This is a genomic window from Bacillus cereus group sp. BfR-BA-01381 (genome assembly GCF_022663555.1).
GTDB classification, from domain to species: domain Bacteria; phylum Bacillota; class Bacilli; order Bacillales; family Bacillaceae_G; genus Bacillus_A; species Bacillus_A pacificus.
Genome location: NZ_JAKUFR010000068.1, coordinates 17,088 through 28,687, shown reverse-complemented (window position 1 = coordinate 28,687; position 11,600 = coordinate 17,088). Strand labels below are relative to the sequence as shown.

Here is an 11,600-nt window from a genome sequence, read left to right as displayed (position 1 = left end):
GCACCCTTTGCCTGCGCATCCGCAACTAGAAACTCTAACTTTCTCGTCTTATTACCACCAGCGGTTAAACCAAGTAAATCATCTCGTTTAAAATAAATAGTCGGCCCGCCAAGTGCCTCAGAAAAATTGTTTAATTTCTCAATTGGTGTATATGATTCTGTATATTTTTTTCTCGGGAATTTAGCTAAATTCATGAATAACGCTCCTTTGTACTTCTTTCACAATATATGTAACGATACTATTATTACATGTAAAAATGATGAAGTCATCTTTCTGGGATAAAAATGTGTTGGAATTCGGCTTTGGCAAATGGAATTGCATTAAAGGTTTTATCTTCAATACGGTACATGAAATTATAATAATGATTTTAACCATATTACGGTACATGAAATTTATATCGACGATTTTTCAAATATATCGTTCATAACTTGAAATATATCAACGATTTTTTCAATATATCGACGATTCGACATAAGATATCGATTTATCGACAAAAACTGACAACGAAAAAGGACCCACTCGATAAAAAGTAGGCCCTCTTCCAATCATTTATTTGCCGAAAAACGAAGTAGCTGTGTTAATCCTGGTTCTAAATTCATTTCGCCTTTATGGCGTACGTATACGATTTTGTCCCCGTCAAATTTGGGTGGGTTTCCTGGATTATAAGTATGCCACTCGTCCGTTCCTTCTATAGCGTACTCCATGTATTCTGTTGCACCGACGATTACGTTTTTACTATCATCTGCCGTTACATTTGGTGCCATTTGTGCAATTTTCGAATCACTAATTAATAATTTCTTTATTTCCTTATCACGTTTGTAATCGTAAGCTGTCACCATTACATCGCTGCCATATGCTTTCACTTGCAACCCTTGTTTGAATGAATAACCATCAGGAGCAGTCTTCTCTCCTCCATTTGGTCCAGCCGACATCCAGCCCGTTTCAATACCACCCGTATTTACAACTGTAAATCCTTTTTTATCTCCGCCTGCAATTTTCTTTTTACCAGCCCAATCCGGTAAATTTAAATCCCAGTGCGTGTGGCTCGTGAAGAAAACAACTTGCGGGTAATCTTTTAATATATCGTACAATTTATCCACGTTTAAATAGTCATTTAAATATGGTGACTGTCTTGATCCAGACACAGTATCAGGTAAAACGTGATGAGAAAAAATGAAAATCGGCTTGTTTTTATCTTTTTGACTATATTCTTCTAAATTTTGTTTTAACCAACCTAATTGTTCATCACTCATAAATACTTCATCCCACATTTTTGAATCGTGGTATTTCATATATTTTTCAGTTCCTAAAAATAGAAGCGGATAACCGTCTAATTCTTTTTTATGATATACCTTTTCTTGTCCACTAAATTTCAGATAGCGGTTAAATAGCGTTTCTTCTGTTACACCATTTGGCCATGTACTTTGAGATAACTTCCCATCAGCTGTCCATTTTCCAGCGTAAAACTCATGATTCCCAACAGTTGACCATACATTCTCTGGATGCTTATTTTTGTTTAGCACACGCTTTACATCATCATATTGTGACTGCTGTCCAGTTGGTGTTATATCCCCATTCATAATAAGCGCTCTAGAAAGTGGCGTCACTTTGTTCATATCTTTTAATACATGATCAAAATCTCCTAAATCCCCTTGAATGTCACTAATAACGTTAAAAGTTGTAGCCGATTTTCGAACTTGCTCTTTCCCTTCCGCATATGCTGAAAATGTCGGTAATAATGCCGTCATAACCACTAACGAAGCAACTGTCTTTTTCATACAAATTCTCCCCCTAATAATAAAATGTACAAACTGACATGTTCTGCTTTCTCTTAGGTGCTTGTCCAATTCACATTATAGGGAGGCATTGTAAAGATAGATGGAGTTAAAAGTTAAGTGTTTTTTAAGAGATTTTGTCGTTTTTTGCAAACCACAATTAGCGATTCACGCCAATCTAGCTTTCTAGCCTTAAACATTACATACATGTAAATTTTGATATTAAATTTTTTCGTTTCATCCGTTGTTTTTTATTACTTTTAATTTTCGGGAAAAATCCACTAATTAATAATGTTATAATCCATACCATTATTAGAATAAAATTTATTGTATTACCGGAATTCAAGCTGAAAACTCTCCACAAATCGGCAGCACAAAAAACGAGAATAGCAGTAATAATAAGTATAAATGTCCTAACTACTAATCCGATGTAGGATTTCTTCACTTGCTTAAAAATGAAACTTCTTCTACCTTTGTACAATCTAACTATAAATAGCAGCAAATATAAACCAAGTGTGGCTCCAATAACAATTGATATAATGGAATTACTTTTTCTCTGCTCAGCTAGAGCGACGTAACTTTCAGGTAATTTTCCCGTTTCATATTCAATCCATGCGTGGTAAATATCCTGTCGTAAGTCTATACCACCATCACCATTTGTAAGTATTACCAATCCATCCTTTGTATTAGGAATGAAACCATAAAAAGAATGCCAGCCTCGATTGTCACCAGAATGATAAAGTAATTTCCATTGATTAGATAGTTTTTTTTCAAATATACCTAAACCATTCTCCCCTAATACCGGCTTTTGCATTTCTTCAACACGTTCACTTTTGATGACACCATTCCCTTTATTATGTGCACCCATGCTTGCAAGTATCAATGTCATCATATCCGTAACATTTGTCTTAAGACCTGCAGCAGCCTGTTCGGTAAATTGGTAACTAGCGAGCTCCTCTCCAAAATATCCATAGACTTTCGAAAGATTAGGATTTTCAGGACGTTGTAAGAATGAGCTTGATTTCATTCCTAAAGGATTCATAATTTGTTCTTCCATATAACGAGTAAACGGTATTCCGGTAACCTCTTCAATTACAAGTTGTAAAATTGTATATCCGCCACCAGAGTAAATTGTTTCTGAACCTGGTTTATTGGTAACCTCCACTGATTCATTAAGCCATCCTTTTCCAGATAGAGACTCCTGGATAGAATCAAGATGTTTCCCTGGTGCAACCCCAAGGTATCCTTTATGTGCAGACAGCCCTGCTGTATGACTTAATAATCTTCTGATCGTGACTTCATTATTATTAAACTCTGAATTAGGTAATTTCCATTTTGTCAGATATTTTCCAACGGGATCATCTAGTGATAAACGACCTTCATCTACAAGATGCAAGATTCCCCAAGCTGTAAGACTTTTAGATATGGAACCAGCCTGAAACAAAGTATCATCACTCACCGCTTTTTTTGTCTTTTTATCTACATAACCGTAGTTAAGTGTATAAGCAATACGCCCCTCATGTACAATTCCTATTGCAACCCCTGGTACATTATAATTCCCCTGCCATTTTGGTACCTGTTCATCTAGCTTTTTTTTGAAATCCTCTATACTCCTATCAGTCAACGTGCCCGATTCTGCCCTCACCACATTTGTAAACCATGCTTCATTCGTAATCAATATGCAAATGATTAAACATAAAATGCTTTTGCATATTATCGATGCTTGTTGTCTATTCTTCATTTGTCCTACCCCTTTTTCAGAATATTCTATCCATCAATCAGAGTATCCCATTCCAATATCCCGTTCTATCGATTTTTATTACTTAACCTTACAAAATTGTAATAAAAACCAAAGTAATACATACTTAAAGGGTTTACTGATTTTTTATCCGAGGACAATGAAATTCATCAACAAGATAGACATGAGGTTATATTTATGGTTTCAGTTAATGCCCCTAAAATACTAGTTCGGTTAATCAATTGGATATATTCTACACTACAAATATTCATTTTATAAAAAGAAGAACCCACACATTTTGATTAAAATGTGTGGGTTCTTTTGGCTTCCTTAAATTTTCATGAAAAAGATTGATTATTTTATGTAGCTTACTAAAAAAATTTTGTTCAATTAACTAACAGAACAAGATTAAACACTTAACTCGTATTAGTAATTTTTACTGTTTCTGTTGATAAATATAAAAATACTGCCTAACACACTTAATGAAAGTGCAAAATATAACAACAAATCAGGTAGAAATTGCAAAGGAATAATATCAATTAATTGTAAAACAATAATGGCAAGGATACCTAAATATAAAATATTGTACAAAGCATTATTTGTTTTATATAGAATTTCTCTTCCTCTTTCGTCATTTGCTTCATCACTTGATTGAAATTTTATTACATACATCTTACTTATCACTATTAAACCAAATAACAAAATTTTTAACAACAACATATGTATCACTCCTCTAGATAATCAAATACGTCGGTTAACGGCTTTTCAAATGCATTTGCGATTTTAAAGGCAAGAATTAGAGAAGGGTTATATTTATTCTTTTCAAGAGTAGCGATAGTTTGACGACTAACTCCCACTCTTGTTGCCAGTTCTTCTTGGGTCCAACCTTTTTCTGCTCGATAAACTACAATTTTATTATGCAACAATAGCAACACCTCTTTAGATAATTGTAATTTATTTTTTACAAATTGTAAATTATTTCTTACAATGTATTTTAAAAATTAAAAATCCTCATAAAAAAAGACATAAAGATTTCTCCCCATGCCTACTAATCTTTTACTTCTTTACTGTATGTACATAATGCGCTGTTTCAAAAACTTAATAAAGTGAGACTTTAATCAGTGGGGGTTTTCTTCATCCCCACTGATTATTAGTCGAACCAATCGGACTTTTATGGGCAGTTGATCCCCCACCTAACTTCTTTGCTTTCGCTGCATTTTGAGGTGGGGGTCTTACTGCCCATTAAAGCGGGATAAAAAAGAGAACTACCCTTCAAGCACTTCTCTCTTTTATCCAAACGATACATATAAAATAAATTATTAAAAATATACTATATAAACTCCACAACGTAGGTATTGCAGCTACACTTAAATAAAAAGTTTCAGGTAACAAGCAATCATAAAAGTCTTTTTGCTTAAAAGCGATGTTTTTTTGCCATCGGTTCTATATATGTATTTAATATCCACATTAATACTTTCCATACCTTTTGTTGGCTAGGTGGGAGATGAGCGTTATATACATAACTGTATTCAATTTGCTGTGTTGCACCACGATTTCGTTTGAACTCTCCAGCCCCAGCACTACAATGACAAATTAAATCTTTTTCGATAGAATCCCTTGTAATAAGTAGGGAAAGTATACGGTATAAACCTTGTTGCTGGTCAGAGTTTGTATGATAACCAAGGATCGGTGTTGTCATAACTCCATCCCTAATAAAATAAGCAATGACACCATCAATTGTATTCCCTTTTTTTATGGCCTTTATCTCAAATAAACGATGCTGAAGAGCATTCCATAAATAAGCGGGTGTAAACATTGGGTTATGGGCGGAATATTTTTCAATATATAGTTGGTTGTATAGCAGGGAAATTTGTAAAATATCATCTTTTGTTAATTCTTCATTCGTAATGATTTCATAATTGCTTTTCTCTAATAAACTTTTATCATTTAATAAGTCTTTTCGTTTTTTTCGATTCATTTTTTTATAATGTTTCGGATCAAATAAGTATATAGAACGAGACATGATTTTATTGTAACCTACTGTAGAAAGTGCTTCTGTCATTGCAGGATATAATTTGTTATTTAAAGAGCGAAATAGAATGGTATGCTCCGGAAATTTCTCAACTAATAATTTCGTTATTTGTTCGATTTGTTGTTCGTTGATAGAGTGATAAAGATTTGTTGAAAGCATCCAATTATTTACGACAATTACTTTATTTATATTCGTTCGTCTTAGCCAATTTCCCATAAGATGAATCGGATAGGTTAATAACTTCTCTAGCCATGGTTTTTTCAACTCCCATAGCTCTTCTAACGCATACGATATGTAATGTGTATAAGGAGAACATACATATGAATTTTCGAACTCTGCGTTATTAAGAGTGACTGGTAAGATGAGATCATCAATTTCTAATAGAAAGAGCTGCGTGTTCACATTTTCAATAAATGCTGTAACGCCCTTTTGAAAAAGAGGCAAGAAACTATCTCGTACATACGCTCCATCTTTTTTAGATTCCCAATCAATGCTATGCAAAGAATGAACATCATGTAACTGAATCATTTATGTTCACCACGCCTTACAAAACTTTCTATTCTTTTTAATTTTTTATCATATACTTGAATATCGTAATGTGAAAAGAAAAAATGTGGTATCGCACACTTTTTAGTAGACCACAGTGCATGTAACTCTTGCATTACCTTTGATTGACATAATTCGAGATTTTCAGGTAGTGCTTTAAGTTTCATTTCAATTTTGTCTACGCTATGTTGTATTACTTTAAATTCTTGAATGTCACTAGATGCAAACAAAATTGCTCTTCTAATGAAATCTGGAAAAATAAATATTTCGCTATGATCCACTTCACTTATTCCAATAAATATATCGTCACATCGACCGTCAATTCGTTCTAATGCTAAGAAAGGTGAGCCACAGCTGCACGGCGTTTTTTTCTCAATTAATATGTCATTGAGACGATAGCGTATAATCGGCTGTGTTTTCCTCATGAAATCAGTAATAATGGGAACGAATATCCCTTTCTCTTGATCTAAGTATTCTTTTTCAATATGAACGAGGTCTTCATTCATGTGTAATGTCCCCTGCTTACAGGTGGTAGCAAGAAAACCTTCTGTACATTGGTAAACTTGGTGTACTGTCTGCTTGAAAGTTGCAGAAATAAAGTCTCTATCAATATCTTCAAGCACTTCTGCTACAGAGATAATTTTCTTAGGACAAATTGTAATTAGTCCTTCTTGCTGCCAGTAAGCAATTTTCCGTAACATAGACGGAGGTGCAATTAAAATAGATGGCTTTACTTCATTTAATCGCGTGATATGCTGTTGAAACGAATCTAGTAAATCAAAAAAATAAAATGAGATTCGCTTATTTTTTGTCGCTTCGTATAAATTGCTATTTGCACGTAAGAAAAAAGCAATCGTGTGTTTATGTAGAATGCTAGAAGGAAGCACCTTTCCAATAATCGAGCCAGCCCACAACGTTTGTTCTTGCTCGGAAACGAGAAAAACCCCACGATTCCCGCTCGTGCCTGATGATAAACCGACAGTTATATTCCGAATGGTTGGTGAGAAATTCCGGGTCTTCTCTGCTTCAAATGCTATATGAAACGCTTCTTCCTTTGAAATATGGACTGTATTTAATGTATCAAAATGGTCCATCATTACTTCTTTATCAATAATCGGGAGTGCAGACAAATTTCCCTTTTGAATTTCATGTAAAAACGGCTTATATAACTGGCGATAAAAAGGCGACGCCTCTATCGTGAACAAAAGTTGTTTTTCTATTTGTTGTTTATGAAACTGTTCCAATTGTTTGCGATTTGAAAATCTCAAGCCATATTTTGTTTTCAAGTATTGCTTGAGAATCCGTAGTTTATTCATAGTACACCCCTGCTTTAATTTTATCCCATGTATGTTCACAATGAGTCGGTACAATTTCAATCTCAGGTGATGTTTTTGATAAATGGTGTAACTTCTCAATATTCTTTCGGTAAGACTTTGGATGGCTCGTTAAAAGGTTTGCAACCTTACTAGGAAAGACAAGGTTTTGATACGTTTTACTTAGCCACACTGCGTCTGCACAAAGAAAGACAATTTTATTACTCTGCAAATGGACAAATATACCAAATTGACCAGTTGCATGTCCTGTTAAGTCAACAGCAAATAATGAGCCATCATCAAATACATCATACCCCTCTTTAAACTTTCCATATGTAGAAGGTAAGTTAAGGGATGGAGTTTGATCAATGAATGACATCCTCTGCTCTAAATCCATCGGCAGTGTATCTTTTAGACACCCTTTTAATAGAGCACCAAATTTACTTCTCTTTTTAATATCCTCATAAGCTTTTGCGAAGGTTAATATTTTCGCTTTTGGAAAATCGGGTAAACCAGCTGTATGATCGCCATGAAAATGAGAAAGAATAATATATTTAATTTCTTCTGGCTGAATACCATCAAGAAGAAGTTGCTGTTTAATAGATTGCTCTTCCGTAAAATGAACAGGCGTCAGTTTTGCATATACAGAGTAAGGGAATTTTTTTGTCGCTTCTTTAAAGTGTCCTGCATATCCAGTATCAAATAAAATATATCCTAATTCTGGATGCTGGAGTAATCCTACTGTTGCCGGAAAACAAATTTGTTTCCAACTGCCCTTGGAGTATGCGATTTTTTCTGGATGTGTGCAATATCCTGTATCATATAGCTTTAAAGATTTGATTTTCATTGTATTTTCCACCAGTCTACAAATTTTGTAATTCCTTCTTCTATACTGACCTTTGGAGCATATCCTAGTTCTTCCTTAGCTTTATCAATACTTAACGTCTGGCTTTTTGAAAGGACGCTAACAGTATATTTTGTGAGAATAGGTTCTTTTCCGAATAAAATAGTTTTTGAGATCCCTTCTAATATAGCCGCTAGTGTAAAAGCAGTTTTGTAGGAAATTTTTTTATATCGTACTTCCTTATCAAGGCGCTTCATTACATTTTCTATGACCTCATATAAATTGATACGTTCGTCATTTGTTATATTGTACTTTTGCCCTAATGTATGTTTTGGCGAATGCATACAAAGAAGTAAAGCATCTACAACATTCTCAACATACGTAATATCAACAAGAACATTTTCTGTACCAATTCTCGGTAAAGCCCCTTTTTCACATACTTTAATAAGACGTGGAAGAATCGCGTTATCTCCTGGTCCGAATAAAGCGCGCGGGCGTATTGTGATAACTGGTAAACCATGCGCGAAAGCGTGATCAATAGCTTGTTCAGCCATGTACTTCGTTTTTGCATAATGATTTACAAACGTATCAGGAAGTTTCGCATTTTCTACTACATTTTGTCGCTCATCATAATAGAAATAAATACTTGGTGTTGATACGTGGATAAGGCGTTTTATACCGTACTTTTGACTTCCCTCGATAATATGTTTCGTTCCTAACACATTCGCATTATAAAAATCTTCATATTTGCCCCAAGGGGAAGAAAGTGCGCCACTATGAAAGATATAATCTTTATCTTTACAAACTTGTAGCACACGATCCCTGTCTTCAAGAGGACAATGAACAAACTCAATTCCATTTTGTTCTAATACCTTACCAATTGTTTTATTTCTCCCTGTTGCCGTTACTTCATAGCCCATATTTTTCAGTCGAAAGGCGAGTTTTTGTCCTAGAAAGCCCGTTCCACCAGTTACTAGCATTTTCATAAATCTTCACCATCCCACGATATGTCATATGTTGTTTGCTCTAAAATAGTCCGTTCATATTTATAACTTTCACGCCATAATTTGTATATGCTAAAAAACTGATAAAAAAATGGTTTCCAATCATTGTGACGATAAACGATATCTGGATAAGAGCATAGAACTTTTAACCATCGTTTACGTTTTTGTTTACTTTTTAAATAAGGAAATCCATATAGAAGCATCGCTAACCGAATTGCACACTCTGAATTTTGTTTTGGAATGAATGAATTGTTTACTTTTTCATTAAAAAAAGCGGGCAATATTTCCTCATCGAATAAATGTAATCCACTTGTAGTACGTGGATTACATTCAATTGGAATCGCATCTCCATTCTCTGTAACGATAAAATCAAAGGCAATTTGTCCTGAGAAATTTAACTCTTTTACAATATGCGTAACAAACTGATCAATTTTAGGATGATTCATATGCTGAAACGCAATGGTAGCACCTAAGCCTGCCGTGAATTCCGTTTTATACGTAGAGTGAGCTAACACTTCCCCAGATTGTGCAATACTATAGGAACAATGCTGCGTCCCTTGTATAAACTCTTGCATAATATAATTTGGCTTACGTATCATGCTTTCTTTTAGAGCAGCCTCTTTTGTAATAAATTCCACTTTATCAGAAAACCGGGAGTAAATCGGCTTTAATACAAATGGAGTATGAGCTGGTGTTTTGTGCATCATTGACCTTATCGCTTCTTCATTACTTATTCTGCATGTCGCAGGTACTTGCCACCCTAAATTTGCTACGAACTGAATAAATTCCCACTTATTATGCAGTAATGAAAGTTTTTGAAAATCATCTACTAATACATGACAAAATACACTTAACTCCTCTCTATATTTAGATATATAAAATACTTCTTCACAAGTAGGAATAAGCAAATCTACATTGTGACGTTGAATAATGGACAGTAGCGCACGAATACTTTCATTTGTTTTCCACTTTGGAGATGGGATTTCATAAAAGTAATCCGTACTTTTTGAAACTTTACTTAACGGATAAGGAATACTATCTGCAATAATAACGGTATGTCCAGCGTTATGAAACAGTCTGCATAAATGCAAAGTTGCTGGTGCACGTGCCCCTGTAAGTAATACTGTTTTCTTAGTATTCAAGAAGGATGCCCCCGATAGAAAGTCCAGCAGAAGTACCTAATAATAATATTTTATTTCCGCGTTGCACTTTCTTTTGCTTAATCGCTTCGAAAAGAGCGACTGGAATAGATGCGGAAATCATATTACCGTAGTCTTCAAAAATGGTCATAAAACGTTCTTCATCTACCCCTAATTTTTTACGAATAAGTCTCATAGCTGGTCCACTTGCTTGATGAGGAACAATTAAATCAATATCGGCTAGAGAATAACCAGTATCCATAAGGAGCTTGTCGATAAACTTCATTAAATACTTAGAAGATAGTTTAAAAATGGCTCTTCCATTCATATCGAACAAGAAGTCTTCTTTTCGTTCCTCACTATACTCCCTAGGATGAATCATCGTTCCACCGCCACGGATTTCTGATAAATGCGCACCAGAGCTATATGTTTCCATATGGGAAGCAATAATAGAAGATGCATGATCGCCTTTTGTTATGACAACAGCTGCCGCACCGTCACCGAATAAAATACTACTTTCATTTTGTCCCCAATTTAATCCAACAGAAGAAATTTCAGAAGAAATAATAACAACATTTTTGTATCTCCCACATGCCATTGCGTACGAAATTGTATCAAGTGCTGTTATGAAACTTAGACATGTTGAATTGATATCAAAACATGGAATACCAGAATGCTGTAGCCCGAGCTGTTCTTGAATAAGTGATGCAGTAGAAGGAATCGCCTGTTGAATCGTTCCGCTTCCGCAAATAATACAATCGATATCATCCCATGTTAACTTCGCATCTTCTACAGCTTTTTTTGCAGCTTCCGCCCCCATATAAGAAGACGTTTCTCCATCAACAAAATATCTTGTTTTCACCCCAGCTTTTTTTAACGTCCAGCCTTCTGGTACGTCTAGCACGCGATCTATTTCAGAAGAATCTACTTTTCGTTTTGGAAGATATGTACCAATTCCTTTTATACTAATATATCTTTTCATTTTCTATCGCCTCTTAATCTTTTTATAAGTTCAAAAATTCCGTCATATATAACTACTGTTGTGGATACATACAGATTCTTTTGTGGAATTCTGCTATCCCATTATGTACATCTAACTCTATTTTTCTTCAACAAAGAGCCAGTTCTCTACTTGAGAACTGGCTCTTTTTGCATGAGAATTCTTCAAATACATAATCTAGAAAAAACTTTTATATCAATTTAATTATA

At 34.5% G+C, this 11,600-nt stretch carries 10 protein-coding genes and 1 pseudogene; all 11 read right to left on the bottom strand.

Annotated features, from left to right (window positions below; all coding sequences use genetic code 11):
• Positions 1-194: pseudogene (locus tag MR079_RS20625) on the bottom strand (D-cysteine desulfhydrase); the annotation flags it as partial.
• Between the two features lie 351 nt (positions 195-545).
• Entirely contained in the window at positions 546-1,778 is a 1,233-nt protein-coding gene (locus MR079_RS20620) for a DUF4073 domain-containing protein (RefSeq protein ID WP_242294530.1), read from the bottom strand.
• A 196-nt stretch (positions 1,779-1,974) separates the two neighbouring features.
• On the bottom strand, positions 1,975-3,516 hold the full coding sequence (locus MR079_RS20615; protein WP_242294529.1) for a serine hydrolase domain-containing protein: 1,542 nt from the start codon (positions 3,514-3,516) through the stop codon (positions 1,975-1,977).
• A 423-nt stretch (positions 3,517-3,939) separates the two neighbouring features.
• Entirely contained in the window at positions 3,940-4,233 is a 294-nt protein-coding gene (locus MR079_RS20610; protein WP_000925447.1) for a hypothetical protein, read from the bottom strand.
• Between the two features lie 5 nt (positions 4,234-4,238).
• A complete protein-coding gene (locus MR079_RS20605; RefSeq protein ID WP_139365247.1) occupies positions 4,239-4,439 on the bottom strand; it encodes a helix-turn-helix transcriptional regulator in 201 nt (66 codons plus the stop codon).
• 488 nt (positions 4,440-4,927) lie between these two features.
• Positions 4,928-6,073, bottom strand: coding sequence for a hypothetical protein (locus MR079_RS20600; RefSeq protein WP_242294528.1), 1,146 nt, complete (start codon positions 6,071-6,073; stop codon positions 4,928-4,930).
• Positions 6,070-7,407: a F390 synthetase-related protein gene (locus MR079_RS20595; RefSeq protein WP_242294527.1), complete on the bottom strand. Its 1,338-nt coding sequence runs from the start codon at positions 7,405-7,407 to the stop codon at positions 6,070-6,072. Before MR079_RS20595 ends, MR079_RS20600 begins: the two co-directional genes overlap by 4 nt.
• On the bottom strand, positions 7,400-8,251 hold the full coding sequence (locus MR079_RS20590) for an MBL fold metallo-hydrolase (RefSeq protein WP_139866087.1): 852 nt from the start codon (positions 8,249-8,251) through the stop codon (positions 7,400-7,402). Before MR079_RS20590 ends, MR079_RS20595 begins: the two co-directional genes overlap by 8 nt.
• A complete protein-coding gene (locus MR079_RS20585) occupies positions 8,248-9,234 on the bottom strand; it encodes an NAD-dependent epimerase/dehydratase family protein (protein WP_139866088.1) in 987 nt (328 codons plus the stop codon). Before MR079_RS20585 ends, MR079_RS20590 begins: the two co-directional genes overlap by 4 nt.
• Positions 9,231-10,394 carry an ATP-grasp domain-containing protein gene (locus tag MR079_RS20580; RefSeq protein WP_242294526.1) on the bottom strand — a complete coding sequence of 388 codons (1,164 nt, stop codon included), beginning with the start codon at positions 10,392-10,394 and terminating at the stop codon, positions 9,231-9,233. The genes MR079_RS20585 and MR079_RS20580 overlap by 4 nt, the downstream gene beginning before the upstream one ends.
• The gene (locus tag MR079_RS20575; RefSeq protein ID WP_139866090.1) at positions 10,384-11,373 is read right to left on the bottom strand and encodes a beta-ketoacyl-ACP synthase III; all 990 of its coding nucleotides are present in this window, start codon (positions 11,371-11,373) and stop codon (positions 10,384-10,386) included. Before MR079_RS20575 ends, MR079_RS20580 begins: the two co-directional genes overlap by 11 nt.
• Positions 11,374-11,600 lie beyond the last annotated feature (227 nt).

Coding starts and splice junctions, on each gene's coding strand:
- MR079_RS20620 (WP_242294530.1), bottom strand. CDS start 1,778: ATGAAAAAGACAGTTGCTTCGTTAGTGGTTATGACGGCATTATTACCG.
- MR079_RS20615 (WP_242294529.1), bottom strand. CDS start 3,516: ATGAAGAATAGACAACAAGCATCGATAATATGCAAAAGCATTTTATGT.
- MR079_RS20610 (WP_000925447.1), bottom strand. CDS start 4,233: ATGTTGTTGTTAAAAATTTTGTTATTTGGTTTAATAGTGATAAGTAAG.
- MR079_RS20600 (WP_242294528.1), bottom strand. CDS start 6,073: ATGATTCAGTTACATGATGTTCATTCTTTGCATAGCATTGATTGGGAA.
- MR079_RS20595 (WP_242294527.1), bottom strand. CDS start 7,407: ATGAATAAACTACGGATTCTCAAGCAATACTTGAAAACAAAATATGGC.
- MR079_RS20590 (WP_139866087.1), bottom strand. CDS start 8,251: ATGAAAATCAAATCTTTAAAGCTATATGATACAGGATATTGCACACAT.
- MR079_RS20585 (WP_139866088.1), bottom strand. CDS start 9,234: ATGAAAATGCTAGTAACTGGTGGAACGGGCTTTCTAGGACAAAAACTC.
- MR079_RS20575 (WP_139866090.1), bottom strand. CDS start 11,373: ATGAAAAGATATATTAGTATAAAAGGAATTGGTACATATCTTCCAAAA.